Annotated in this window: 22 protein-coding genes and 1 pseudogene; 9 read left to right on the top strand and 14 right to left on the bottom strand. The window is 70.3% G+C overall.

Going from position 1 to position 24,117, the window contains the following annotated elements; translation table 11 throughout:
• Window positions 1-59: 59 nt before the first annotated feature.
• Both LXT23_RS50915 and LXT23_RS44365 read left to right on the top strand, forming a co-directional pair.
• Window positions 60-167: pseudogene (locus LXT23_RS50915) on the top strand (DUF2381 family protein); the annotation flags it as partial.
• 16 nt (window positions 168-183) lie between these two features.
• A complete protein-coding gene (locus tag LXT23_RS44365) occupies window positions 184-546 on the top strand; it encodes a hypothetical protein (protein WP_253986625.1) in 363 nt (120 codons plus the stop codon).
• A 114-nt stretch (window positions 547-660) separates the two neighbouring features.
• Here the strand turns inward: LXT23_RS44365 and LXT23_RS44370 are convergent, their stop codons facing one another.
• Together LXT23_RS44370 and LXT23_RS44375 are read right to left on the bottom strand one after the other, a co-directional pair.
• On the bottom strand, window positions 661-1,602 hold the full coding sequence (locus tag LXT23_RS44370; protein ID WP_253986572.1) for a hypothetical protein: 942 nt from the start codon (window positions 1,600-1,602) through the stop codon (window positions 661-663).
• 279 nt (window positions 1,603-1,881) lie between these two features.
• On the bottom strand, window positions 1,882-2,871 hold the full coding sequence (locus LXT23_RS44375; protein WP_253986573.1) for a zinc metalloprotease: 990 nt from the start codon (window positions 2,869-2,871) through the stop codon (window positions 1,882-1,884).
• 144 nt (window positions 2,872-3,015) lie between these two features.
• Here LXT23_RS44375 and LXT23_RS44380 point away from each other — a divergent pair, with 144 nt between their 5' ends.
• On the top strand, window positions 3,016-3,783 hold the full coding sequence (locus LXT23_RS44380) for a 4-hydroxy-tetrahydrodipicolinate reductase (protein WP_253986574.1): 768 nt from the start codon (window positions 3,016-3,018) through the stop codon (window positions 3,781-3,783).
• Between the two features lie 18 nt (window positions 3,784-3,801).
• Here the strand turns inward: LXT23_RS44380 and LXT23_RS44385 are convergent, their stop codons facing one another.
• From LXT23_RS44385 to ttcA, 4 genes are all read right to left on the bottom strand, one after another.
• Window positions 3,802-4,164, bottom strand: coding sequence for a GFA family protein (locus LXT23_RS44385; protein ID WP_253986575.1), 363 nt, complete (start codon window positions 4,162-4,164; stop codon window positions 3,802-3,804).
• Window positions 4,165-4,300: 136 nt separating this feature from the next.
• Complete coding sequence (locus tag LXT23_RS44390) at window positions 4,301-5,125, bottom strand: phosphate/phosphite/phosphonate ABC transporter substrate-binding protein (RefSeq protein WP_253986576.1); 825 nt, start codon at window positions 5,123-5,125, stop codon at window positions 4,301-4,303.
• A gap of 12 nt (window positions 5,126-5,137) precedes the next feature.
• Window positions 5,138-5,962, bottom strand: coding sequence for a tellurite resistance TerB family protein (locus LXT23_RS44395; protein ID WP_253986577.1), 825 nt, complete (start codon window positions 5,960-5,962; stop codon window positions 5,138-5,140).
• The gene (gene ttcA / locus LXT23_RS44400) at window positions 5,941-6,798 is read right to left on the bottom strand and encodes a tRNA 2-thiocytidine(32) synthetase TtcA (protein WP_253986578.1); all 858 of its coding nucleotides are present in this window, start codon (window positions 6,796-6,798) and stop codon (window positions 5,941-5,943) included. Before ttcA ends, LXT23_RS44395 begins: the two co-directional genes overlap by 22 nt.
• A 65-nt stretch (window positions 6,799-6,863) precedes the next feature.
• Between ttcA and LXT23_RS44405 the strand changes: the two genes are divergently transcribed.
• The 3 genes from LXT23_RS44405 (at window position 6,864) to LXT23_RS44415 (ending at window position 11,508) form a co-directional block, all read left to right on the top strand.
• Window positions 6,864-8,033 (top strand): ribonuclease D, encoded by a 1,170-nt coding sequence (locus LXT23_RS44405; protein ID WP_253986579.1) that lies wholly within the window; start codon window positions 6,864-6,866, stop codon window positions 8,031-8,033.
• Window positions 8,034-8,188: 155 nt separating this feature from the next.
• Entirely contained in the window at window positions 8,189-10,912 is a 2,724-nt protein-coding gene (locus LXT23_RS44410) for a M1 family metallopeptidase (protein WP_253986580.1), read from the top strand.
• Between the two features lie 239 nt (window positions 10,913-11,151).
• Window positions 11,152-11,508: a hypothetical protein gene (locus LXT23_RS44415; protein WP_253986581.1), complete on the top strand. Its 357-nt coding sequence runs from the start codon at window positions 11,152-11,154 to the stop codon at window positions 11,506-11,508.
• Between the two features lie 33 nt (window positions 11,509-11,541).
• Here the strand turns inward: LXT23_RS44415 and LXT23_RS44420 are convergent, their stop codons facing one another.
• On the bottom strand, window positions 11,542-13,038 hold the full coding sequence (locus LXT23_RS44420; protein ID WP_253986582.1) for a carboxypeptidase M32: 1,497 nt from the start codon (window positions 13,036-13,038) through the stop codon (window positions 11,542-11,544).
• 71 nt (window positions 13,039-13,109) lie between these two features.
• Here LXT23_RS44420 and LXT23_RS44425 point away from each other — a divergent pair, with 71 nt between their 5' ends.
• Window positions 13,110-13,652, top strand: a complete 543-nt coding sequence (locus tag LXT23_RS44425; RefSeq protein ID WP_253986583.1) for a hypothetical protein — start codon at window positions 13,110-13,112, stop codon at window positions 13,650-13,652.
• Between the two features lie 29 nt (window positions 13,653-13,681).
• Here the strand turns inward: LXT23_RS44425 and LXT23_RS44430 are convergent, their stop codons facing one another.
• Window positions 13,682-15,310: a peptide chain release factor 3 gene (locus LXT23_RS44430; RefSeq protein ID WP_253986584.1), complete on the bottom strand. Its 1,629-nt coding sequence runs from the start codon at window positions 15,308-15,310 to the stop codon at window positions 13,682-13,684.
• Between the two features lie 117 nt (window positions 15,311-15,427).
• Between LXT23_RS44430 and LXT23_RS44435 the strand changes: the two genes are divergently transcribed.
• The gene (locus LXT23_RS44435) at window positions 15,428-15,829 is read left to right on the top strand and encodes a RidA family protein (protein ID WP_253986585.1); all 402 of its coding nucleotides are present in this window, start codon (window positions 15,428-15,430) and stop codon (window positions 15,827-15,829) included.
• Here the strand turns inward: LXT23_RS44435 and LXT23_RS44440 are convergent.
• Complete coding sequence (locus LXT23_RS44440) at window positions 15,826-16,680, bottom strand: ion channel (RefSeq protein WP_253986586.1); 855 nt, start codon at window positions 16,678-16,680, stop codon at window positions 15,826-15,828. The genes LXT23_RS44435 and LXT23_RS44440 overlap by 4 nt on opposite strands.
• A gap of 134 nt (window positions 16,681-16,814) precedes the next feature.
• Here LXT23_RS44440 and LXT23_RS44445 point away from each other — a divergent pair, with 134 nt between their 5' ends.
• Window positions 16,815-17,717, top strand: coding sequence for a helix-hairpin-helix domain-containing protein (locus LXT23_RS44445; protein WP_253986587.1), 903 nt, complete (start codon window positions 16,815-16,817; stop codon window positions 17,715-17,717).
• A gap of 24 nt (window positions 17,718-17,741) precedes the next feature.
• Here LXT23_RS44445 and LXT23_RS44450 read toward each other — a convergent pair whose 3' ends face one another.
• The 5 genes from LXT23_RS44450 to LXT23_RS44470 all read right to left on the bottom strand — a co-directional run bounded on the left by LXT23_RS44450 (window position 17,742) and on the right by LXT23_RS44470 (window position 24,055).
• Window positions 17,742-18,854: an esterase/lipase family protein gene (locus LXT23_RS44450; RefSeq protein ID WP_253986588.1), complete on the bottom strand. Its 1,113-nt coding sequence runs from the start codon at window positions 18,852-18,854 to the stop codon at window positions 17,742-17,744.
• 173 nt (window positions 18,855-19,027) lie between these two features.
• A complete protein-coding gene (locus tag LXT23_RS44455; RefSeq protein ID WP_253986589.1) occupies window positions 19,028-21,241 on the bottom strand; it encodes a kelch repeat-containing protein in 2,214 nt (737 codons plus the stop codon).
• 177 nt (window positions 21,242-21,418) lie between these two features.
• On the bottom strand, window positions 21,419-22,222 hold the full coding sequence (locus LXT23_RS44460; protein WP_253986590.1) for an ABC transporter permease: 804 nt from the start codon (window positions 22,220-22,222) through the stop codon (window positions 21,419-21,421).
• 4 nt (window positions 22,223-22,226) lie between these two features.
• On the bottom strand, window positions 22,227-23,030 hold the full coding sequence (locus tag LXT23_RS44465; protein WP_253986591.1) for an ABC transporter permease: 804 nt from the start codon (window positions 23,028-23,030) through the stop codon (window positions 22,227-22,229).
• Window positions 23,027-24,055, bottom strand: coding sequence for an ABC transporter ATP-binding protein (locus LXT23_RS44470; RefSeq protein ID WP_253986592.1), 1,029 nt, complete (start codon window positions 24,053-24,055; stop codon window positions 23,027-23,029). The genes LXT23_RS44465 and LXT23_RS44470 overlap by 4 nt, the downstream gene beginning before the upstream one ends.
• Window positions 24,056-24,117: the final 62 nt, after the last annotated feature.

Genomic DNA, 24,117 nt, shown 5'->3' on the forward strand with positions numbered 1-24,117 from the left:
ACATGAGGGGGGAACCTCCCCGTGTGTGCTTACTGAGCAATGCCCTCAAGCAGGAGAAGGCCCTGACAGAGGAGGTCGAGCGCTTCCGCAAGGAAGAGACCTCGGAGGACCACGCTCTTGCCTCCTTGCTGGCCTCGGGCGCGGTGGTGCAGACGCCCTTCACAATCCACCAAGTTCGCGTTCCTGGGTTGCGCTGTCCTCTGCGTGGCGTCCTCTGGTTGCGCAGGCACTGCGACAAGCGGCGTGGCTCTACGCCCGGATGGGACACCTGGGCCGCAGGAGTGTTCCGAAAAGGCAAGGGAGGCGATGAACTACCTGCGTATGTTCGTCGGCGAAGCTGCTTTGGTTCAAATCGACGCGAATCAATCGAGCAGCCCCATCCGGTACTACGAGGCCCAGCAGGTGAAGGGCGGCAACAAGATGCCCCTGTGTGCGGTCGCCCGCCTGGGACTGGGGCAACTGCGGAAGCGGCCCGAGTCCAAGCCCGGGACCGCCGTCCTCGACTCCTACCGCGCAGGGGTCTTCATCGTGGACGAGTTCCGCTAGCGAGACGGCCCACGTCGGCCACGCAACGAGCGCAGCCTCGGTCCCGGGACACACCCAGCCGTCCGCTGATTGCCGGGCGAGACAACGAGAACGCTCGGCAGTCTCGCCACTGCGCTATGCGCCCGCGATGCGTCGGATGAAGCCGCCAATTCCCTGCTTCTCGGTGCGCGGCCCGCCCCGCTCCTGCCTTGCAGGCGGGGGAGGCATGGGGCTGCCCGCGGAGGGCCCCTGGCCCTTCACGTCCGCAGAGGCGGCGGTCCCATCATCCGCCTGAGCCACCGAGAGGGCTGGAACCCTCGCGTTGCCGTCATTCGCCGCGCCCTGCACCTGCGCCGAAGAGGCTGGGGACGGGATGTTTTCGTTCTGCGCCGAGCCGTGGACCTGCGACCCAGGAATCGCCAGGTCAGACTCGTCCACCAGGACCAGTCCCAGCCGCCTCATGTCCTTCTCCGGAATGTCTCGCAGGGTGATGAGCAGTTCCCCCAGGTGATTGCGTGCATCCACACGAATGCTGAGCCTGTCGGCGAAGTGCCGCTGCAGGTTGTCGCGGTAGCGCTGCACGCGGGCCACGTCCTGTTCCGGAAGAGGGACCGGGGGTGACCGCTTGTGCTTCATGGCATTCTGCAGCTCCTCCACGGAGCAGTCTGCGAAGGGCTTGGACAGCAACGTCCCGTCCTTCTGGGGCACGGCGATGGGCAGGGCCCCCGGCTCATCCTGCGCCACGGTCAGGCCCGCCAGCTTCGCATATGCCAACAACGTATAGAGATTGCGCATCCCGTACTTCAACGCGAGCTCCTCGGTGAAGACCCGCGCCACGGCGCCGTTCAGCGACAGCACTGCCTGGCTGACCACATTGACCCGCTGTCTGAAGAAATCCCTGGCGTCCTTGAAGCCCCCCTCCTGTGCCAGTTCGCTGTCCACGACATAGTTGTAGAGCCGGCCAATCTGGTACGCGTTGCGATGCCCCTGCTCCGCCAGTTTCAGGATGCGCTTGTGGACCTGCTCCAGGGAGAGGTTGAGCGCGGGAGCAGGGATGCTGCTGTTGTTGGTTTCCATGGTTGCCTACTCAAGTGCGCCGCGTGATTGCGACGCAGCCTGGAAGAGCATGTGCCGAGCCAGCGCTGGACGCGTGTCGTTACGCCTGTTTACAACCGACGTTGGCGGTGACTCGTCCAGCGGTTGGTCTCATCGTCTCATTCATGAGACGGCCAGCCGCCGTTCTCCCCTCCGCAACGGGAGCGCGACTCAAGCGTCCTGCTTCTGCACGTGCAGAAGCAGCGGCCTTCCCGTGGCTTGAGGGGCCCTGCTTCTGCATGAGTGGGAGTGTCGGCCGGGCTAGCCCTTCATCGCGACCGCGCAGAGCACCAGGCCCACGAAGAGCACCACCAGGCCGCCGCCCCAGAGCGTGGCCAGCAGCAAGCTCCTTCCCCAGGTCGGGGGCTGCTGGCGGACCCGCTCGTGGAGGCGCTGCATGGCCCGCGCCCGCTCCTTGTAGACGGCCTCGGGCTGCTCATGCTCGCCGCTGACGGTCAGCAGCGCCGCCGAAGAGGCATACAGCGCGCGCATGGCGGGCTCATCCAGCGCGGAGGACTCGGCCGGGAAGCCCAGGCCCGAGCGCCGGAGCGCATGCACCTCGCGCAGCAGCCGTGCCTGGGGCATCAGCCCGAAGAGGGTGAACATCCCCATCAACCCCATCACCCATCCCAGAGGGATGCTGAGCGCGAGCATCGTCAGCCCCGCGAAGACCGAGAAGGCGACCTCCAGGTGCCGGTGACGGCTGAAGAGCAACACCTGGAAGAGCCGCCCACCGTCCAGCGGCACCACCGGCAGCAGGTTGAAGCCATTGACAGCGAGGAACAGCAACCCCGCCGCGCCAAGGTCCGCCGAGGAGGTGGCCACACCCACGGCCCCGAGCACCGCGCCCAGGACAATCCCCGGCAGCGGCCCCAGCAGGAGGACCAGCGCCTCATGCCAGCTCACCGCGCCCACGTTGCGCCCGGACACCGCCGCGCCGAAGAACGGGATGAAGAACATCTGCACATCCCGGAAGCCGAAGATGCGCATGCCCACCCAGTGCCCGGCTTCGTGGATGAACAGCACCGCCGTGAGTAGCGCCACGTGCCAGGCCGAGCGCTCACGCGCCGCCACGAGCACGAAGAACACCAGCGAGCCAAGCAGAACCAGCCAGGAGCCACGCGACGGGGACAGGGACAGGAAGGCCTGTCGTGAGCCGAGGTAGTGGGCCTCTTCGGGACTGAGGGGCTCGGGTGAGGCAGGGAGACCCGTGTCAGGGGATGCGATGTGGACGGACGACTCGACGGACATGGCCCACTATAGGCGCCACGCCCGGCACAGCCTCAAACGGCCCCGGTACGCCTCTGCAGCGGGTCCGTGATGCCCTTGTTCTGCAGTGCACCGATCTCTGGCAGTGACGGCCACTGAGAGTGCGAGTCGCGGTATTCAGGCTCGATGATTCGCGTCTGCCTCGCGGGAGTGACGGGTTGGGTGGGACAGCCACTCGCGGCGGCCATCGAAGCCGCCGAGGACCTCGAGCTGGTGGCGGCGGTGGCTCGCCGAGCCCGGGGAGAACCCCTGGGGCGACTGACCATCAGCGGCTCCGTCGAAGAGGCGCTGGCCGTCCCCTCGGACGTCTTCGTCGATTACACCAGTGCCGCGGCCGTGAAGGACAACGTGCTGGCGGCGGTCCGTGCAGGCCGACACGTGGTCGTTGGCAGCTCGGGACTGACCGACGAGGACATTCGCGAAATCGATGGGGCGGCCAGGAGCGCCAGGCTGGGCGTGCTCGCGGTGGGCAACTTCGCCATCACCGCCGCACTGCTCCAGCGCTTCGCCATCGAGGCGGCGCGGCACCTGCCATCGTGGGAAATCATCGACAGCGCCTACGCGGGGAAGATGGACGCCCCGAGCGGGACGGCCCGAGAGCTGGCGTGGCGGCTCTCGGAAGTCCGGCCTCCCGAGGTCGAAGTGCCGGTGGAGAAGACCGTGGGTGACGCCGCCGCGCGGGGAGCGGCGGTGAACCAGTCCCGCATCCACTCGGTCCGCCTTCCCGGCTACACCATCGGCCTGGAGATCCGCTTCGGACAGCAGGATGAGCGACTGACCCTGGCCTATGACGGGGGCCCCGGGGCGACCCCCTACGTCGCGGGCACCCTGCTCGCCATTCGCAGGGTGCGCGAGTTCACAGGAGTCATACGCGGAATGGACCGGCTCCTCTGACGGGAGGAGCCCGAGGTCCTAGCGGTCCCGGCCGTTGAACTTCATCACGTTCAGCTTTTCGAGGTCGATGTTGTCGAGGCAGCGCACGTTGATGGCGCGCATCTCCTTGCCGTCAGGCCCCGTGCCGCGAGCGAACGAGCGCACGCCGCACGTCGAGCAGAACAGGTGGTGGATGACCTTCTTGTTGAACTGGTAGTCCGTGAGGTTCTGCTCCCCGGAGCGCAGGGTGAAGCTGTCGACGGGCACGAAGCCCAGCACGCTGCCCGTCTTCCCGCAGATGGAGCAGTTGCACGCAATCATCGGCTGGGTCAGGTCCAGCTTCACCTCGTACCGCACCTTGCCGCAGTGACAGCCGCCTTCGTACGTCTTGAGCTCGGTCATGCGCGAATCCTGCCCTGAGCATTTGAGCAGGAAAATGAAAAGGCGCCGGCCACGCATGACGCACGTTGGCAGGCGGTCGAAGTCCATCGAGCCTGGGCCCGGCGCGACAAGCCGCCTGAGCCCACTCGAAGGGCGCCTACAGGCTCGCCAGCGCCACGCGGTACAGCGCGCGGTAGCCCATGCGCGGCGCCGGCTCGAAGCGGTCCGCGTTGAAGATGTCCTTCAGCAGCGCGGCCCCGTCCGGCGACGCCTGGAGCCCCAGCAGCGTGCCCTCCAGCGTCTGCACCAGCTCCGGCGGCAGCCCCATGGCCACGGGCACCCCGTCATTGGGTGACTCGTCCGTGTAGGCAATCAGCTCGAAGCGCCGCCCCGCCCCGGGGCCCAGCACGTCCTCCACGCCCGTGGCGAACGTCAGCCCCGTGGAGGCCGGAGGGCAGAAGACGCTCGACACGTCCGCCTTGCCATCCAGCACCGCCTCCAGCGCGCCCCGGTACGAGCCCGTGAAGTGCTGCGCGAAGAAGGCCCGCGAGGGCTCCTGCCCCTGCGCCTTGAGGTACGCCGTGGGCAGCAGGTAGCCCGCCACCGAATCCCGGTCCACCCAGGACGCCGTGGTGCCCTTCAGCCGGTCCACCGTCAGCGCCGCGCCCGCCCGGCACACCAGGGCGGAGCGGTACGACGACATCCCCCGGCGCACCCCGCGAACCACCACCCGCACGCCCATCGCCTCCATCCGCGCGCAGACGAAGGGCGGCGCCCAGGCCGCGTCCGCACGCCCGGACAGCAGGTCCTTGGCGAGCGTCTCGTAGCTGGGCGCCACACTGACCTCCACCAGCTTGCCGAGGGCCCGCTGGAGGAACGCCGCCAGCCGCTCCGCGCGCTCCCGCGCCGTCTCATTGCCCAGCGAGGGGGGCAGCCCGAAGCGGAAGGAGTGTCGCGACGTGGAGGGGACTTGCAGGGTCATACCCCCCCTTAACTACCCCTCCCTGCCCAGTCGCGCCACTTCGTCGTCGGCCAGACCGAAGGTGGCCTGGAGCATGTCCAGGATGCGCTGCTCCGCCAGGCTCGGCTCGCCGCCCGCGTGGGCAATCTTCGTGGCCAGCCGGAACGCCTTCACCCGCTGGGGGTGGGTATTCAGCCCGTGCGCCAGCACCTGGAGCCGCTGCGGCAGCCCCTCGGCCGCCAGCGCCGCCACCGACTCGCTCACGAAGCTCTGCGCGCGCTCCGGGCTGACGTTCTCGAAGAGGGGGTCCGCCGCGAAGCTCTCCACCAGCGCCCGGGCCTCGGCTTCCTTCAGCCGCCCGTCCGCCGCGCTCACCAGCACCATGACTTCCGCGAACAGCCGCTCGAGCGGCTCACCCAGCGCCTCCGCCAGGCTGCCGCCGTTCTCGATGACGTCGATGATCTGCGCCACCTCGTCCTCGGAGATGCCCAGCGCGGCCTGGAACGTCTTCAGCAGGCCCAGCTCGTTGCGCGTGGCCCGCTGGTCCGCCAGCGCCACCGCCGCCGCCAGCCCGAAGGCCAGCATCCGGTTCTTGTGGTCCGGCAGCCGGCGCCGCAGCGAGGCCAGCACGTCCTCCAGATCCCGGGCCTCCGCCAGCCGCACCGCGCTCGTCTCCACCAGCGCGTTGAGCTCCTCCGGCTTCGTGCCCTCGAACTCCGGCCGCTCCAGCACGCGGCTGAGCAGCGTCTGCATCTCCCGCTGCGACACCTTGCCGTCGGCCATCGCGGCCAGCAGCATCGCCTCCACCAGCGCGCCGTTGCGCTCCTTGCGCGCTTTTACTGCCTGCTCTCGAGCCATGGGCTGGCGCTCCCTTGCGTAGCGTTGGGTTCGGTCGTCGTCGGCACCCCGTCCTCCCGCGCGTTGAGCGGGTCGGGGTTGAGCGTCTTGTCCAGCAGGTGTGACGGCCGCACGTTCATCATCGCGTTGAGCACGCTCTGACGGACGTTCGGAATCTCCTTGCCCAGGTCCTCCATCAGCCGCTGCATCCGCTTGCGCTGGAGGTTCTCCTGCGTGCCGCACAAGTCGCACGGGATGATGGGGAACTGCATCAGTTCCGCGAACCGTGCAATGTCCTTCTCCGGCGCGTAGCACAGCGGCCGGATGACCACGTTGCGCCCGTCGTCACTTCGGAGCAACGGCGGCATGGCCTTGATGGAGCCCGCGAAGAAGAGGTTGAGCAGCAGCGTGTGGATGAGGTCGTCGCGGTGGTGGCCCAGGGCAATCTTGGTGCAGCCCAGCTCCACCGCCGCCGTGTAGAGGATGCCGCGACGCATCCGCGAGCACACCGAGCACTGCGTCTTCCCGGGAGGCGTCTTCTCCAGGACGATGCTGTAGGTGTCCTCCTTCAACAGCTTGTAGGCGTACCCCTCCCGCTGGAAGTAGGCTTCCAGCTTGTCGGCGGGAAAGCCGGGGTGGCCCTGGTCCAGGTTCACTGCCAGCAACTCGAACTTCACGGGCGCTCGCCGCTGCAGCTCACGCAGCAGATGGAGCATCGTGTAGGAGTCCTTGCCTCCCGACACGCCCACCATGATGCGGTCCCCCTCCTCGATGAGGCGGTGGTCCGCGATGGCCCGGCCCATGTGGCCGAGCAGACTCTTCTCCAGGCGCTGGACGTCGTTCATCGGCGTGGCCATCCTAGCGGCGGCCCGGGAAAAAACACCTCAAAGGGACGGCCCGGTCCGCTAGCCTGCCCAGCCCGATGCCGACCTACCCGCAGGGTGCCGTGGACGTGGTGGATGCCGCCGGGGCGCAGAGCGCCACGCGCAAGCTCGAGGAAGCGCCCGAGCTGGCGGTGGACCTGGAGGCGGACTCCATGCACGCTTTCCGCGCCCGGCTGTGCTTCCTCCAGCTGGCCACCGACACTGAAGTCTTCCTCTTCGACACCCTGCAGCCCGGGGTGGACGCGCGCCTGCTTGCTCCGTTGATGGCCGACCCGGCGCGCACCAAGTACTTCCACGCCGCCCAGGGAGACTTGCAGTTCCTCGCCGAAGCAGGCGTGCGGGTGCACGGCCTGTTCGACACCCACCGGGCAGCCACCCTGCTGGGCTGGCCCAAGGTGGGCCTGGCCGACGTGGCCCGCGAGCGGCTGGGGGTGGAGCTGCCCAAGGAGCACCAGCAGTCGGACTTCTCCATCCGCCCGCTGCCGCCCAGCATGCGCGACTACATCGCCAACGACGTGCGCTACCTCACCGAGCTGGGGCGCAACGTCCGCGAGGCGTGCCGCGAGGCCGGCATCCTGGAAGAGGTGCTGCTGGACTGCGAGCGCCTGTGTGAAGAGGCGGTGGCGCGGCCGGACGTGGGCGCGGACTTCAAGCCCAAGCTGCCCCGCGCCGGCCTGTCGCCCACGCAGGTGACGCTGGCCACCGCCATCGCCCACGCGCTGCACCGCAAGCGGCTGGAGTGGGCGGAGAAGGACAACGTCCCCATGGGGCGGATGCTCTCCAACATGGCCATGGCGGACATCGCGGTGAAGCTGCCCACCAACCCTCGCGAGCTGGCGCGCATGGCCGGCGTGCGCGGCTCCTTCGTCCGGACGCATGGCGAGGAGCTGCTGAACCTGGTGAAGGAGCTGATGGAGAAGTCCCGCCGGGGCGAGCTGGAGCCGGAGCGCGAGGCCAAGGGGCCCAAGGACGTGAATCGCCGCAAGCGCGAGGACGCCCTCAAGCAGTTCCGCGTCGAGAAGGCCACCGAGCGCAAGGTGACGCCCAGCGTGGTGCTGCCCAACCCCGTCCTGGAGATGCTCGCCAGCACGCCGCCGAAGAGCCTGGACGAGCTGGCCCAGGTGCCGTGGTTCGGGGACAAGCGCCTGCAGCTCTATGGGCAGGCGCTCATCGACGTGCTCGCACCCTTCCCCGTGCTCAACGGCTGAGCCGGGCAGCCGCCGTCGCGCCGCGGAGCGACACGCCTTCCCCTGCCCACCGCGTCATGGGTGGGCCCAGCGCGAGGCGCTATCGCGGCGCGAGCGCCGGTGATGAAATGGCCGCTCGCGCGAGGCGGTGGGGCTCGCGAGTGGAGGCCTTCTCGATGCGGCTCGGATACCTCGGCGCGGCACTGCTGGTGCTCACCCTCTCGGGCTGCACGGCCACGCGGCGGGAGCAGCCCCCTCCCGCGCCTCCCGTTGCCCCGGCCCCTGAAGCGCCCCCTTCCGAGGACGAGGGCTCCAGCCTCCTCACGCCCCCGGGCCTGCGCCTGGATGCGCGCATCCGGCCCCTCCGCCAGACGGTGACGTTGGAGCTGGACCCGCGCCAGGAGGCATTCCGAGGCACGGCCGAAATCGAGCTCACCCTGACCGAGGCCACGCGGCAGCTGTGGCTGCACGGCGAGGAGCTCACCGTGAAGGACGCCACCTTCCTCGTGGACGGCACGCGCATCCAGGCGATGGCGCTGCCCCTGTCGGGTCTCATCGCCTTCGTGCCACCGAAGCCCCTGGGCCCCGGCACCGTCACGCTGCGGGTGGAGTACACGGGCCTGGCCCGCGCGCAGGAGAACTCCGGCGTCTTCCGCGAGCAGGAGGCGGGGCGCTGGTACGCGATGACGCAGTTCCAGGCGCTGTACGCACGGCGCGCCTTCCCCTGCTTCGACGAGCCCTCCTTCAAGATTCCCTGGCAGCTCACCCTGCGCGTGCGCGCGGAGGATGGCGCCTTCTCCAACGCGCCGGTGGACGCGGAGGAGCGCGGCGCGGACGGCTGGAAGACGGTGCGCTTCCAGCCGACGCCGCCCCTGCCCTCGTACCTCGTCGCCTTCGCGGTGGGCCCCTTCGAGGTGGTGGACGCGGGCACCGCGGGCCGCAACCGCGTGCCAGTGCGCATGCTGGTGCCCCATGGCCGCGCCGCCGAGGCCGCCTGGGCCGCGCGAGTCACGCCACCGCTGCTGGAGGAGCTGGAGGCATGGTTCGGCACGCCCTACCCCTTCGCGAAGCTGGACGTGCTGGCCATGGCCGGCTCGCAGGGCGGCGCCATGGAGCACCCGGGCCTCATCACCTTCGGCGCGCAGCTCATGCTGGGCCCGGTGGAGGGCGACTCCTCGTGGCGCCAGCGCTTCTTCGCCCAGACGCAGGCCCACGAGCTGGCGCACCAGTGGTTCGGCAACCTCGTCACCCTCGGGTGGTGGGACGACCTGTGGCTCAACGAGTCCTTCGCGGACTGGCTCTCCTACAAAGTGGTGACGAAGTGGAGGCCCGCGTGGCGCTGGGACGTGCGCCGCGTGGAGGCGCGAGGCCAGGCCCTGAAGGAGGACCGGCTGGTCAGCGCGCGCGCCATCCGCCAGCCCATCGAGTCCCCCGGCGACATCGATGCCGCCTTCGACGGCATCACCTACAACAAGGGCGCCGCGGTGCTGGCCATGTTCGAGGCCTGGGTGGGCCCGGACGCCTTCCAGCAGGGCGTGCGCCGCTACCTGGACGCGCACGCGCGCGGCACCGCCACCACCGCGGCCTTCTTCCAGGCCCTCTCCGCCGCCGCGGGCCGCGACGTGGCGCCCGCCTTCTCCACCTTCCTGGACCGGCCCGGCGTGCCGCGCGTCGCCATGGAGCTGCAGTGCCCCGCGGACGCGCCGCCCCGGCTCGCGCTGGAGCAGCGGCGCTACCTGCCGCTGGGCTCACCGGGCTCCGCCGCGGATGCGCGCCCCTGGCACGTCCCCGTGTGCGTGCGCTACGTGGCCCGAGGGAAGGAGGGCCGCGCCTGCACCATGCTCACCGGGTCCACCGGCACGCTGGTGCTGGAGGGCGCGAAGGGCTGCCCCGACCAGGTGCACCCCAACGCGGAGGCACGCGGCTACTACCACGCCCTGCCTCGCGGGGACGGGCTGGCGCGGCTGGAGCGGCAGGGCGGCAAGGGGCTGGAGGTCTCCGAGCGGCTCGTGCTGATGGACGACGCCCAGGCGCTGGTGGCCAGCGGGGACCTGGACGTGGCCCAGGCCCTGTCGTTGACGACGCGGCTGCTGCGCCCGGACGACCCCGACCTCGTGGCCGGCGCGGCGGACGTGGTGGGCGGCGTGCGCGACGACTTCGTCCCGGACACGCTGCGTCCCCAGCGTGCGCGCTTCGTGCGCGGCCTCTTCGGCGGGCTGGCGCGGCGCCTGGGCTTCGTGGCGCGCCCCGGCGAGCGCGAGGAGCAGGGCATGCTGCGCCCCCTGGTGGTGTGGATGGTGGCCAACGTGGGCGAGGACTCCGCCCTGCGTGCCGAGGCCCGGAAGCTGGCCCTGCGCTGGCTGGAGGACCGGGGCAGTCTGAGCTCGGACGAGGCCTGGGCCGTGCTCAACACCGCCGCCGCCGGAGGCGACGCCACCCTGCACCAGCGGCTGCGGGAGGCCCTGCGCACCACCACCGAGAGCCGCGAGCGCCAGCTCCTCTTCAGCGCCCTGGGCGCGTTCCAGGACACCGCGCTCGCGCGCTCCAGCCTGGAGCTGCTGCTGGCCCCGGAGGTGGACGCACGCGAGGCGCTGCCCGTCCTCTTCGGCCAGCTCTCCACGGTGCCCACGCGCTCGGTGGCCTTCGACTTCGTCCGCGAGCACTTCGAGCCCTTGCGCAAGCGACTGCCGCGCGACACCGCCACGTGGCTGCTCGCCACCGGTGGCTCCTTCTGCGACGCAGCGCACCGCCAGCAGGCGCTGGACTTCTTCAGCCCCTACACGCGGCAGATTGAGGGAGGCGAGCGCGTGCTGGCGCAGTCGCTGGAGCGCGTGGACCTGTGCATCGCCCAGCGCGCCGCGCTGCGCCCCGGGCTGGAGCGCTTCCTGGGCCGCTACTGACGCACCGCCGCTGATCGCCACGAGGGAGCCCGGGAAGGCGCCTTCCACACGTCTCGCCTCGCCTCGCGCACCGGTGAGGGTACCGTGATGTGCGCATGCACGTACGTCTCGACTCCGGACGGTGCCCGGGTGGGCGTTGGCAGGGCCCACAGGTGAACATGCCCTCCCGGGCCCCCCACTTCGGGTTGCCGCCCGGCGTCGCGTGCATAGCTTTGTCGCCGCTTCGGGAGGTGCTCGTAATGCTGGGAGCCAGAATGGACGGCGGGCGCGCGGACGTGTCCCGGTGCATCGCCGCGAGCCTCCAGTGTCAGGCCTCGTGCGAAGAGGGCATGGCCCGAATGGTGGCTCGCGGACAGTCCGTGGGCGGTGAGGCGGTGCGCCTGCTCCGGCAATGTGCCGAGCTGTGCGAGCTGAACGTGCGCGCGCTGCGCAAGGAGAGCCGGCTGGCCCGCCGCACCGCCAGCCTGTGCTTCGAGCTGGGCAACCGCGTGGCCCGCACCGCGTGGCTGGACGCGGAGGACCCGGACTCGTACGCGCTGGCGCGGGACGCGCTGCAGCTGGCCCGCGCGTGCCGCCCCCTGCTGTTCTCCTTCTGACACCCGGGCCCTGTCTACCCGGGCCGCCAGCCCCTACAGCGACACGCCGTAGAGCGCGCCGTACTTCTCCTTCAGGTAGGCCAGGAAGTCCGTGTCGGTGAGGCCATGGCCCGTCACCGCGCGCACCAGCTCCTCCGCGGGCAGGCGGAAGCCCTGGCTGTGGACGTGCGTGCGCAGCCAGTCGCGCAGCGGCAGCAGCTCGCCCCGGCGCAGGTGGCCGGACAGGTCCGGGATGGCGCGCTCCGCGGCGCGGTGGAGCGACGCCGCGTAGAGGTTGCCCAGCGAGTACGTGGGGAAGTAGCCCAGCTCGCCCCAGGCCCAGTGGATGTCCTGGAGCACGCCGCGCGCGTCATCCGGCGGCGTCACTCCCAGGTACTTCTCCATGCGCGCGTTCCACGCGGCGGGCAGGTCCGCCAGGGGCAGCTCGTCGCGCACCAGCAGCAGCTCCAGCTCGTAGCGCAGGGCGATGTGCAGGTTGTACGTCACCTCGTCCGACTCGATGCGGATGAGCGAGGGGCGCACCTCGTTGACGGCCGCGTGGAAGCCGTCCAGCTCCACGCCGGACAGCGCCTGCGGGAAGGCGGAGCGCAGCGCGGGGAAGTAGTGCTCCCAGAAGGGCCGGCTCCTGCCGATGATGTTCTCCCAGAGCCGCGACTGGGACTCGTGCAGGCCCATGGAGGGCGCGTTGGCCAGGGGCGTGCGGTAGTGCTCGGGTGAGAAGCCCTGCTCGTACAGGCCGTGCCCCGCCTCGTGGATGGTGCTGAAGATGGCGGGCAGCGGGCTGGACTCGTCCAGGTGCGTGGTGAGGCGCACGTCCTGCGGGTGCGTGCCCCCCGTGAAGGGGTGGATGCTGAGGTCCTGCCGGCCGGCCTCCAGGTCGAAGCCGATGTCCTTGAGCAGCCGCAGGGTGAAGGCCCACTGCGCGTCCTTGTCGTAGTGGCGCCCCTCGAAGAGGCGCGGCACCGGGCGGGCGGGCGCGGCGGCGAGCTTCGCCACCATGGGGATGAGGTGCTCGCGCAGCGCGGCCAGCACCGGGGTGAGGCGCTCCACGCGCATGCCGGGCTCGTGGCCCTCCAGCAGCGCGTCGTAGCGCTCGCCGCCGTGGCCGTAGGCGTCCGCCTGCTCGCGGCGCAGCGCCAGCAGCCGCTGCAGCGCGGGCTGGAAGACGGCGAAGCGGCGCTCCTTGCGGGCCTCGCGCCACGCATGGAGGGCCCGGCTCTGGGCCTCGGCCAGGGCCTTCACCAGCGCGGAAGGCACGCGCACCTCGCGCTCCCGCTCGCGGGAGAGCACGCGCACCATGGCGCGCTCGTCCTCGGAGAGGGAGTCCTGCGAGGCCGCCTTCGCCAGGGCCTCGCCCAGCCGGGGGTCCACCAGGCGCTCGTGGTGCAGCCCCTGGAGCGTGGACAGCTGGTGGGCGCGAGCGGGGCCCGCCTTGGACGGCAGGTATGTCTCCTGGTCCCACGTGGCCAGGCCGATGAGTCCTTGGAGGTCGCGAAGCTCCTGCATCCGGGAGAGCAGCCAGGTATCCATACCGGGGATTCTTAGCGCGCTTCGCGCCGGGCTTTCGCGAAAGACGCACTCGGGGGTATGAGGGCTGCGCGATGGCCAACGTCCTTCAGTTCTTCATGTCCCCCGACGACGAAGTCGCCTTCTTCCGCTTCCTGGAGCGCTTCACGCTGGAGGTCTACCCGCGGCGCGTCCCCGAGGACTGGAAGACCTTCCGCGCCAGCATGGAGAACATCCCCAGGCTGCCCCCCGAGGACCTCTACATGGTGGCCTCGGAGCTGGGGCCCGCCATCGTCGACAAGGTGAAGCGCGGGCCCGACAAGGGGTACTGGCGCATCGACGAGGTGCGCTCCCCCGTCATCTTCATGGAGCGCTCGCGCACCAACGAAGAGGGCGAGCTGCTCAGCGGCCAGTTCTGGGCCGAGCTGGACATCACCGCGCAGACGGGCCGCAAGAATGCGGCGCCGGACAGGTTCCGGCTCCTGTTCCTGGAGATTGAGGAGTTCGTGAAGAAGACCTACCGCAAGGGTGACCCCAAGGGCTTCTTCGTCGGCCCCAAGGCCGCGCGCCTCTACAAGGAAGGCCTGGTGCTGCGCGACTCCGCGTTCCGCGGCGGCACCGTGGCGCCCTACAAGTAAGGCGCCACAGTCGCGCGTGCGACGGCGGCCTACGAGCCGGTGGCCGCCTCGGCGCCGGTGCGGAGCATGGGCGCCTCGGAGACGAACTTCAGCTCCGGGTGCTTGTCCTCGGCGTGCTGGAGCGCCCAGTCGTCGCGGAAGAGGACCAGCGGCAGGCCGTCGCGGTCCTGCACCGTCTGGCGGTTGCCCTCCCAGTCGAAGGACTTGGGGTCGAAGTTGGCCCCCACCACCCAGCGCGCGTGGCTGAAGGGCAGCCGGTCCAGGGCAATCTTCGCCCCGTACTCGTGCTCCAGGCGGTACTGCAGCACCTCGAACTGGAGCGCGCCCACCACGCCGACGATGGGGTCCTTCATGCCCATCTGCAGCTGCTGGAAGATCTGCACCGTGCCCTCCTCGGAGAGCTGCTCCAGGCCCTTCTCCATCTGCTTGCGGCGCAGCGGGTCCTTGGAGCGCACCACGGCGAAGAACTCCGGGCTGAAGCGCGGCACGCCCTCGAACACGATGTCGGTGCCACCCTCGGCCAGCGTGTCGCCGATGCGGTACTGCCCCGGGTCGAACAGGCCGATGACGTCCCCGGGCCACGCGTCCTCAATCGCCGTGCGCTCGGCGGCCATGAACTGGCTCGGCTTGGCCAGGCGCACTTCCTTGCCCAGCCGCGAGTGGAAGGCGCTCATGCCCTTCACGTAGCGGCCGCTCACCACGCGCATGAAGGCGATGCGGTCGCGGTGCGCCGGGTCCATGTTCGCTTGAATCTTGAAGACGAAGCCCGCGAACTTCGGGTTCGTCGGCTCGCGGACGCCCAGCGTCGTCTGGCGCGGCGTGGGCGCGGGCGCCAGGTCCAGGAAGGCGTCCAGGAACGGGCGCACGCCGAAGTTCGTCATGGCGCTGCCGAAGAACATGGGCGTCAGCTGCCCGGTGTCGCACTTCTCGCGGGTGAACTCGTCGCCGCCGATGTCCAGCAGCTCGATGTCCTCGTTCAGCTTGGCCAGCTCCGACTCGGAGAGGACGGACTTGATTTCGTCCGAGTCGATGGAGACGGAGCGCTCCGCGACCTCGGACTCGCCGTGGGTGCCCTCGGCGGCGAAGAGGTGGACGACGCGGGCCTGCCGGTCATAGACGCCGCGGAACTCGGGGCCCATGCCGATGGGCCAGTTCATCGGGTAGGAGCGGATGCCGAGCACCTGCTCCAGCTCGTTCATCAGCTCCAGCGGCTCGCGGCCGTACCGGTCCAGCTTGTTGACGAAGGTGAAGATGGGGATGCCACGCAGGCGGCAGACCTTGAAGAGCTTCTTGGTCTGCGGCTCCACGCCCTTGGCCGCGTCGATGAGCATCACCGCCGCGTCGGCCGCGGCCAGCGTGCGGTAGGTGTCCTCGGAGAAGTCCTGGTGGCCCGGGGTGTCCAGCAGGTTCACCGCATGGTCGCGGTAGACGAACTGGAGCACGGACGAGGTGACGGAGATGCCGCGCTCCTTCTCCAGCTCCATCCAGTCGCTCGTCGCGTGCCGCCGCGCCTTCTTGGCCTTCACGCTGCCGGCCAGGTGGATGGCGCCTCCGTAGAGGAGCAGCTTCTCCGTGAGCGTGGTCTTGCCCGCGTCGGGGTGGGAGATGATGGCGAAGGTGCGCCGCCGGGCGACCTCCCTCTGGAGCTCATTCGTCATGACCCCGGGCCAACTATCACGGGTGGTCTTTCCTTGCAGCCCGCAAGCAGCGACTGGCGGTCAGGCCGCCTCCCGGTTAAGCCCTCTGGCGCTCCAAACCCGCCCTCGGAGGTCACCATGCAGCGCACCCACCACTCCACTGGAACCCCCTGGGAGCCTGTCGTGGGCTACTCGCGCGCCGTGCGCGTGGGCCCCTTCGTCACCGTCTCCGGCACCACGGCGACGGACGCCTCGGGCAACGTCGTGGGCGCCGGTGACGCCTACCGGCAGACGGTGCAGACGCTGAAGAACATCCAGTCCGCCCTGGAGGCCCTGGGCGCCAGCCTGAAGGACGTGGTGCGCACCCGGATGTACGTCACCGACATCCAGCGCTGGGAGGAGATTGGCCGCGCCCACGGCGAGTTCTTCGCGGACATCCGCCCCGCCACGTCCATGGTGGAGGTCAGCCGCCTCATCTCCCCGGAGATGCTGGTGGAAATCGAGGCGGACGCCATCGTCGCCTCGGAGACCGGCCGCTAGCCGAGCAGCTTGCCCTTGGCGGCGGTGAACTCCGCCTCGGTGAGGTGGCCGCGCTCGCGCAGGGCGGCCAGCCGCTCCAGCTCGGAGGCGAGGCTGGGAGCGGGCGTGGCCGTGCCCGTCTCCTGGTCCGCCGACAGCAGCGCGTTGCTCAGGCTGGAGGCCACCATGCCGATGAGGCCGATGCCCATCAGCATCAGCACCGTGGCACAGATGCGCGCCAGGCCCGTGTGCGGGGTGATGTCGCCGTAGCCCACGGTGGTGGCGGTGACGACGGCCCACCAGAGCGCGTCCGGAAACTGGGACAGGCTGGGGTTGGTGTCGCGCTCCAGCATCCACACCACGCTCGCCATGCCCAGCACCACCGTGGAGGCGATGAGGAGCATGTGGCCCAGCTTGTAGCGGTTGAAGAGCGCGTCCAGCACGGCGAGCGAGCGGAACCGGCGGTACGCCCCCACCAGCCGCAGCAGGCGCAGCACGCGGGCGAGGCGCAGCAGCTGCGCGGCCCGCAGCAGGCTGAACGCCTCCGCGTACAGGGGCACCAGGCCCGGCAGCTCGTACCAGTGGCGGCGCAGGTACGCTGCGCGCTCCTTCGCCCGGCCCAGCCCCCAGAGGAAGTCGCCGAGGAAGACGAGCACGAAGCCCAGGTCGATGGCCGCGAGCAGCCGGAAGCGCGCGTCCGGCCACTGCAGGCCCTCCATCTCCACGTAGAGGATGGGGCCCAGGCTGGCCAGGGCCAGCACCGACATGACGAAGTCCCGGAGCACGAGCCCCCGGGGCGCCGTGTCCGAGCCCTCCTGCGCGGCCCCCGGCTCCGCGCGTACGACTTCCGAGATGGCTTCCTCGCTTCGCATCGGGCTTCACGCTACGCGCTGCAAAGCCGCGTTGGGAATCCCACCCCCGGACAGCAAGGGAGGAAGCGTCATGTCCCTCGCCCGGGGAGCGCGGGTAGACGTCACCCTCCCGCCGCCCTACCTTTTGAGTAGCCATGGGCACGGAGTGGAAGGACAACATCGACGTCGCCGACATGCTGGAGCGGGTGGCGGACCTGCTGGAAGGGCAGGACGCCATGCCGTTCCGGGTGAGTGCGTACCGGAAGGCGGCAAACGCCATCGCCAGCTGGCCCCAGCCCGTGGTGGAGCTGCTCGCGGCGGACGGTGAGGCGGGGCTGCGCAAGCTGCCCGGCGTGGGCAAGAGCATCGCGGCGGCGGTGGCGGAGTGGGTGCGCACGGGGCAGCTCGGCCTGCTGCACCGGCTGGAGACCGAGGCCTCGCCCGAGCAGCTGCTCGCCAGCGTGCCCGGCATCGGTCCGGAGCTGGCGCGGCGCATCCACCAGGAGCTGGGCGTGGGGACGCTGGAGGAGCTGGAGCAGGCGGCGCACGACGGGAGCCTGGAGGACGTGGAGGGCTTCGGGCCCCGGCGCGGGCAGCAGGTGCGCGAGCTGCTCGCGGCGCGGCTCGGACGCAACCGGCGGGGCCTGGCGCGCAAGCAGGAGGCCCGGTCCGAGGAGCCGCAGCCCGAGCTGGCCCTGCTGCTCCAGATGGACGAGGAGTACCGCCGGCGCGCGGCGGCCGGAGAGCTGCGGAAGATTGCACCGCGCCGCTTCAACCCGTCAGGCGAGGCGTGGCTGCCGGTGCTGCGCCGCAAGCTGGACGGGTGGAGCATCCGGGCGCTCTTCTCCAACACGGCGCTGGCGCACCAGCAGGAGGCCACGCACGACTGGGTGGTCCTCTACTTCGACAAGGACGACGACGAGGGCCAGTGCACCGTCGTCACCGCGCACGGCGGCCCGCTCGACGGCAGGCGCGTGGTGCGCGGCCGCGAGGTGGAGTGCCTCGCGTACTACGGCGTGGAGGCCGAGGAGGCCCAGGCGCCCCAGCCCCATGCCTGAGGCTGGAGCGGCCGTGGCTGTGGCTCAGTCGTACGTCGCGATGTACTGGAAGATGGCGGCGTAGAACTCCGGCTCGTCGAAGGTGTCCGGGCCCACGCCCACCACGTCCAGGTGGTCCTGGGAGATGACGCTGGAGGTGGACGTCAGCTGCGCGCTGGTCGGCGCGTTGAGGCTCGTCACCGGGGCGATGGCGTCGTTCGTCACCGAGTCGAAGCCGAAGGTGGACTCGCTGTAGCGCAGCCGGTAGCCCATCTGCTGCGAGTTGATGCCCACCAGCCCGTCGTCGTCCGCCTCGTTGCGCACGCCGTCGCCGCAGCCGCCCGCGCCGTCGTTGTCTCCGTCACCCGCACAGGCGCCGTCCCCGTCGATGTCGAAGAAGAACTCGCTCAGCAGGTACAGCGCGGGATTCACATTGACGCCGTTCTGCGCGGTGATGAGCGACACGTAGCGGCCGGCGTAGGTGCTGCTCACCGGGTACTTGTCGTTGAACGCCTTCATCCCCGTGGTGACGCCGTCCGTGGCGGAGTAGTCGTTGTAGACGAGCTGCTTGGCGCCCGCGAACGCGTCATTGCCCGGCCGGTAGACGACGTCGCCGTAATACTCCGCCAGCGCGGCGATGACGCTGGAGACGCCCGGCTTCAGGTCCAGGATGTACTTGGCCACCGGCGAGCCCCGGTGCGGCGAGGACACGCTCACCAGCACCGCCACCGACGTGACACCCCGCCGCTCGCGCAGCACCCGCGCGGCCTTGCGCGCGTCGATGCCACCCTGCGAGTGGCCGATGAGGTTCACCTTCGACACGCCCGCGGTGGCCATGAAGCCCTCGATGTCGTTGGCCAGGTCCAGCCCGCGCACCTCCGAGGACTGGAACGGGGCGACCTGCGCCACGAAGGACCGCTGCCCCGCGTCGATGTCCTCGTTGCAGTCCGTCTCGAAGAGCGCGTCACACGCGTCTCCCACGAACATGCCGTAGTCGTCGCCCCAGTAGTCGTAGCCGAGGATGTCGTCGAACCCGGCCATGCCATGCGCGAACACCACGGGATACGTCGTCCTCGCCGCGCCCGCTCGGGCCTCGGGACCGACTCCAAACACTCCGGCGAACACCACCGCCACGAGGACTGCATGAAGCCTCTTCATCGCTCGCTCCTTCGCTCTACCGCTGGGGGGAAGGCGCGAACGGTACTGCAGCCACAACCCGGAAAAGGCAGACGGCCCTCACTTTGTTGACATTTGAGTCAGCCGGGTATTTCCGCACCCCGCTCCGGTGCCTGGTGACACCGGAGCGGAGCGCATGAGGTACGGCCGCGCGCTCAGGGCGCGGGGGTGTACAGCTCCGTGGTGGCCAGGGAGCCGCTGGCACCCAGGCCGCCGGTGACGAGCACGTGCGCGCCGGCGCCCGTGCCGGGCAGCTGCGCCACGCCCGCGTTCGACACGGCGGCGGGCAGCGCTCCCGCGGAGGTCCACATGCCGGTGTTCAGGTCGAACACCTCGGCGGTGTCCAGCAGGCCGACGCCACTGCCACCATCCCCGCCCAGCACCAGCACGCGGTTGTTGGCCAGCGGCACGGCCATGGGCACGTAGCGGGTGATGGACATGGGGGCCACGGAGGTCCACGTGTCGGTGGCCGGGTCATAGACCTCGGCGCTGGAGAGCGCGCCGCGCGCGCCCCAGCCGCCCGCCACCAGCACGCGGCCCGAGGACAGCAGCACCGCCGTGTGCCCGTAGCGGGTGACGGACATGGCCCGCTTTCCGACCCACTCGTTCCGGACAGGGTCGAACAGCTCCACCGTGTTGGTGTCCCCCTCCGGGGTGGTGCCGCCCACCACCAGTACCTGCCCGGACGGCAGCAGCGTGGCCGTGTGGTACAGGCGGCGCCGGCTCATGGACGGAGCGGCGCGCCACGGGGTGACGCTCGAGCTCGGGTCATACAGCTCGGCGGTGGCGAGGATGCTGCTGAAGCTGCTGCCGCTCCGTCCGCCCACCACCAGCACCTGTCCCGTGGGCAGCAGCGTGGCGGTGTGGCGCGAGCGCGGCGTGGCCAGCCCGCTCGTCGTCAGGGTCGACTGGCTGGTGGCCGGGTCATACACCTCCGACGTGGCGTGGAAGAGGGAGGAGCTGCCCTGGCCCCCCACCACCAGCACCTTGCGCGGGGCCCCATTGAGGGACGGCAGCTCGGTGGCCGTGTGGAGGAAGCGGGCCGTGGCGAGCGAGCCCGCCGCCACCCAGTTGCCCACGTGCGCGTCGTAGCGCTCGACGGACGTGAGCGCGGCGGTGCCGGTGGCGGTGCCACCGGCCGCCAGCACCACGCCGGACTCGAGCACCGTCGTGGTGTGGTGGTAGCGCGGTGCATCCAGGGAGTCCGCGGGCGCCCACGGCGGCGCGGTGGGCATGTAGCGCTCGGTCGAGCTGGAGCGCTGCACGCCGCCATCCGGGCTGCCACCCGCGACGAGCACCTCGCCCGTGTTCAGCAGCGTGGCGGTGTGGCCCAGCCGGCTCATGCTCATGGACGGCTTGGCGAACCACCTGTCGCTCGGCGGGTCATACAGCACCGCCGTCTCGAGGTACGGGTCGCTGCCGTCGGTGCCACCGGCGACGAGCACCTCGCCCGAGTGCAGCAGCGTGGCGGTGTGCAGCGCCCGCTCGCTGGGAAGCAGGTTGGAGGTGGGGGTCCACGCGTCCGTGGCCGGGTCATACAGCTCCGAGCCGCGCGTCGCGTTGATGCCATTCATGCCGCCGGCCACCAGCACCTTGCCGGACAGCAGCAGCGTGGCCGAGTGGCCGGAGCGCACGCTGCCCATGACACGCGCGGGAGCCCACAGCCCCGTGGCCGGGTCATACAGCTCCGCGGTCCGCAGGAAGCTGCCCTGCGGGCCATTGCGGCCGCCCGTCACCAGCACCTTCCCGGAAGGCAGCAGCGTCGCGGTGTGGCCGACGCGCGCCGTGGCCATGGCGCCCGTCTCCGTCCACGCCCCGGTGGCCGCGTCGTAGAGCCGGGCCGTCGCCAGCCCCACGCCCGCTCCACTGTCGCCGCCCACCACCAGCACCTTCCCGGAAGGCAGCAGCGTCGCGGTGTGGCCGGAGCGCAGCCGGTCCAGGCTGCCGGTGGAGGCCCACACTCCGGTGGCCGGGTCATACAGCTCCGCCGTGCCGGTGGTGGCCGCGCCGAAGTCGCCGCCGACGACGAGCACCTTGCCGGAGGGCAGCAGCGTCGCGGTGTGGCGCTGGCGCGCGACGACCATGGCGCCCGCGCTGGACCAGCGCCCCAGCTTCACGTCGTACAGCTCCGCGCCCTGGGAGGACTGACCGCCCGTCACCAGCACCGCGCCCGAGCGCAGCAGCACCGCCGCATGGTCCGCGCGCTGGGCCGCCATGCTCCCCGCGCTCGACCAACTGGAGCCCGAGCCCAGCGCCACTGCGTGGGACTCGACATTCAACTCATCTGCAAAATCCTCGTGTGAGCATCCCGCCATGGCGAGCGTCAGCACGAGCGCGGCCAGGCGGCCGAACCCAACAGGTGCATTCATGGATTGGGAGTCCTCTTTGCGGCTTGGGGGGTTGGAGCACGGGCGGGGGCCCGCGCTCTCCCGGCCTTTACCCCAGGCGGTGGACCCGAGGCCATGCCACCAGCCGAAAGTGAACACTTTTCGGCAGGTGGGGTTGCCTCTACCCACCCCATGGAGAGCAGGCGAGTGTCACACCCGCTAGCTGCTGGCGGAGGTGTAGTGGCCGATGGAGCGCAGCCACACGCGCCGCGCCACCCAGGCGAAGGCCACCGAGCCCACCACCGCGCCGACGAGGGACGCGGGGGCAAGACGCCCCAGCATGGCTTCGGCGGGGAAGGTGGTCATCAGCGCCAGGGGGATGACGTACGTGAAGACGAGCGTCAGCGCGCCCTTCGCCACGCCCTGGAACACGGACGACGGCCAGCGGGCGAAGTCGAAGATGGACGTGAAGAGGTGGGTGAGGTTGTCCACGCGCACGACGAAGAAGGCCGCGCTCACCGTCAATATCCACAGCGAGTAGAGCAGCAGCGTGCTGGTGCACAGCAGCAGCACCGACGACAGCAGCCCCGGCAGGGACGGCCCGCGCCCCAGCTGCGCGAAGGCGTAGACGAACAGCCCCAGGCCGGTGAGCACGTTGAAGGCGCGCCAGGGCAGGAAGCGCTGGGTCGACACCAGGAACTGCGCGTCCGCGGGCTTGAGCAGCACGAAGTCCAGCGTGCCCTTGCGGATGTGCTCCACCACGCCGGTGAGGCTGGGGTTGATGGCGCCCTCGAGGATGCCCTGCAGCAGCGTGAACCAGCCCACCACCAGCAGCGCCTCGCCGAAGCCCCACCCCTCCACCACCGGCCGCTCGCCGTACACGACGAACAGCGGCGCCAGCGCGGTGAAGGTCCAGAAGAGGGACGTCAGCCCCTCGGTGAAGAAGTCCGCCCGGTACTGGAGCGCCAGCAGGCCGGACGCCTTGAGCTGGATGCCCAGCAGTCTGAGGTAGCGCCGCACCATGCCCCTACCCTCCGAACGCCGCGAAGCGCTTCACGCCCTGCTTCCACACGACAACCATGAGCACGCCCAGGAGGGCCACCCAGGCCCACTGCGCGCCCAGGAGCCACAGCGCCTCGCGCCAGCCGTGCGCGCCCGTCATCAGCTCCACCGGCAGGCCAATCTGGTAGCGGAAGGGCAGCCAGTCGATGACGGTGCGCAGCGTGGGGGGCAAGAGCTCCACCGGGTACATGTACCCGGAGCAGACGAAGTAGAGGACCAGCCACACCTCCATCACCTTCTGGCTGCTGCCCAGGAAGAAGCTGAGCGCGCCGATGGTGACGTTGGCCAGGAAGGAGATGGCCCACCCGCCCAGCACCGCCAGGACGAAGAAGGCCCACTGCCACGCCTGCTGCGGCAGGGCCTTGTCCCCCACCAGCACCACGCTGAGCACCATGACGGGCACCGCGACAATCAGGCGCATGGGGAAGCCCGCCACGTTCTCCGCCGCGTAGGCCCACAGCGGGGAGATGGGGCGCAAGAGGCGCATGGCCAGCGTGCCCTGCCGCACCTCCCAGTTGATGAGCCACGCGGCCCAGGAGCTGGTGAGCTGGCGCACCGCGAAGGTGGCCAGGAAGTAGCCCACGAAGTCCGCCTGGCCGAAGCGGCCCACCGGCGCGCCCCGCGCCACCGCCATCCACAGCACCATGTTGACCAGCGGCATGGTGGTGGACAGCACCCAGATGAGCATCTCCGCCCGGTAGGCCACCGCCTCGGCGAAGCCCACGCGCAGCAGGGTGGGCATGGCGCGCAGCGTGTTGCGGACGCTCATGCCGGCACCGACTCCTTCTGCAGCGCGTCCACGGCGGCCACCGACGCGCGCCGGGCCTTGGTCTCCGCGAACAGCTCGCTCATGACCTCCTCCAGCGGCGCGTTCTCCACCGTGAGGTCCGTCACCGGCAGCTCCGCCAGCGCGCGGGAGATGGTGGCGTTGACGTCCTCCTGCCGCAGCTGCAGCACCGCGGTGCCCGCCTCGTGCTTCACCACCTTGCCCAGGGGCGCCAGGCGCGCGGCGTCCACCACGCCCGCCAGTCGCAGCACCACGCGCTTCTCCGGCCGCACCCGCTGCACCAGCGCGTCCAGGCTGCCGTCATAGGACAGCAGCCCCTTGTCGATGACGATGACCCGGGGGCACAGCGCCGCCACGTCGTCCATGTAGTGGCTGGTGAGGATGAGCGTGGCGCCGTACTTCTCGTTGTAGTCCTTGATGAACGTCCGCATGGTGGCCTGCATGGACACGTCCAGGCCGATGGTGGGCTCGTCCAGGAACAGCACGCGGGGCCGGTGGATGAGGGCCGCGGCCAGCTCGCACTTCATCCGCTCGCCCAGCGACAGCTGCCGGGTGGGCTTGGAGATGAGGTCGCCAATCTCCAGCAGCCCCACCAGCTCGTCCATCGTCTGCTTGTACTGGGCGGCGGGCACGTCGTAGATGGCCCGGTTGAGCTCGAACGTCTCCGCCGGCGGCAAATCCCACAGGAGCTGCTGCTTCTGCCCCATGACCAGCATGATCTTCTTGAGGAAGGCCTCCTCCCGCAGGCGCGGCGTGTGGCCATCCACCGACACCTCCCCTTCCGAGGGGTGCAGGAGCCCGGCGAGGACCTTGAGCGTCGTCGTCTTGCCGGCGCCGTTGGGGCCCAGGAAGCCCACGCGCTCGCCGGGGCGGATGTCGAAAGAGATGCCATCCACGGCCTTGACCGTGGTGTAGCTGCGGTGGACGAGCGAGCGAAGGGCCGCCTTGAGGCCCGGCGGGCGCTTGTGGACTTTGTAGTGCTTGCGCAGTCCGTGGACGGAAATCATGTGCGACAAGGGTTTAACGCGGTCGCCCCCGGGTGGCGACGGCGGAGTTGAAGCCTTGGCGG

Source organism: Pyxidicoccus xibeiensis (assembly GCF_024198175.1).
Lineage (GTDB): Bacteria > Myxococcota > Myxococcia > Myxococcales > Myxococcaceae > Myxococcus > Myxococcus xibeiensis.

Coding starts and splice junctions, on each gene's coding strand:
- LXT23_RS44370 (WP_253986572.1), bottom strand. CDS start 1,602: ATGGAAACCAACAACAGCAGCATCCCTGCTCCCGCGCTCAACCTCTCC.
- LXT23_RS44375 (WP_253986573.1), bottom strand. CDS start 2,871: ATGTCCGTCGAGTCGTCCGTCCACATCGCATCCCCTGACACGGGTCTC.
- LXT23_RS44380 (WP_253986574.1), top strand. CDS start 3,016: ATGATTCGCGTCTGCCTCGCGGGAGTGACGGGTTGGGTGGGACAGCCA.
- LXT23_RS44385 (WP_253986575.1), bottom strand. CDS start 4,164: ATGACCGAGCTCAAGACGTACGAAGGCGGCTGTCACTGCGGCAAGGTG.
- LXT23_RS44390 (WP_253986576.1), bottom strand. CDS start 5,125: ATGACCCTGCAAGTCCCCTCCACGTCGCGACACTCCTTCCGCTTCGGG.
- LXT23_RS44395 (WP_253986577.1), bottom strand. CDS start 5,962: ATGGCTCGAGAGCAGGCAGTAAAAGCGCGCAAGGAGCGCAACGGCGCG.
- ttcA (WP_253986578.1), bottom strand. CDS start 6,798: ATGGCCACGCCGATGAACGACGTCCAGCGCCTGGAGAAGAGTCTGCTC.
- LXT23_RS44405 (WP_253986579.1), top strand. CDS start 6,864: ATGCCGACCTACCCGCAGGGTGCCGTGGACGTGGTGGATGCCGCCGGG.
- LXT23_RS44410 (WP_253986580.1), top strand. CDS start 8,189: ATGCGGCTCGGATACCTCGGCGCGGCACTGCTGGTGCTCACCCTCTCG.
- LXT23_RS44415 (WP_253986581.1), top strand. CDS start 11,152: ATGCTGGGAGCCAGAATGGACGGCGGGCGCGCGGACGTGTCCCGGTGC.
- LXT23_RS44420 (WP_253986582.1), bottom strand. CDS start 13,038: ATGGATACCTGGCTGCTCTCCCGGATGCAGGAGCTTCGCGACCTCCAA.
- LXT23_RS44425 (WP_253986583.1), top strand. CDS start 13,110: ATGGCCAACGTCCTTCAGTTCTTCATGTCCCCCGACGACGAAGTCGCC.
- LXT23_RS44430 (WP_253986584.1), bottom strand. CDS start 15,310: ATGACGAATGAGCTCCAGAGGGAGGTCGCCCGGCGGCGCACCTTCGCC.
- LXT23_RS44435 (WP_253986585.1), top strand. CDS start 15,428: ATGCAGCGCACCCACCACTCCACTGGAACCCCCTGGGAGCCTGTCGTG.
- LXT23_RS44440 (WP_253986586.1), bottom strand. CDS start 16,680: ATGCGAAGCGAGGAAGCCATCTCGGAAGTCGTACGCGCGGAGCCGGGG.
- LXT23_RS44445 (WP_253986587.1), top strand. CDS start 16,815: ATGGGCACGGAGTGGAAGGACAACATCGACGTCGCCGACATGCTGGAG.
- LXT23_RS44450 (WP_253986588.1), bottom strand. CDS start 18,854: ATGAAGAGGCTTCATGCAGTCCTCGTGGCGGTGGTGTTCGCCGGAGTG.
- LXT23_RS44455 (WP_253986589.1), bottom strand. CDS start 21,241: ATGAATGCACCTGTTGGGTTCGGCCGCCTGGCCGCGCTCGTGCTGACG.
- LXT23_RS44460 (WP_253986590.1), bottom strand. CDS start 22,222: ATGGTGCGGCGCTACCTCAGACTGCTGGGCATCCAGCTCAAGGCGTCC.
- LXT23_RS44465 (WP_253986591.1), bottom strand. CDS start 23,030: ATGAGCGTCCGCAACACGCTGCGCGCCATGCCCACCCTGCTGCGCGTG.
- LXT23_RS44470 (WP_253986592.1), bottom strand. CDS start 24,055: ATGATTTCCGTCCACGGACTGCGCAAGCACTACAAAGTCCACAAGCGC.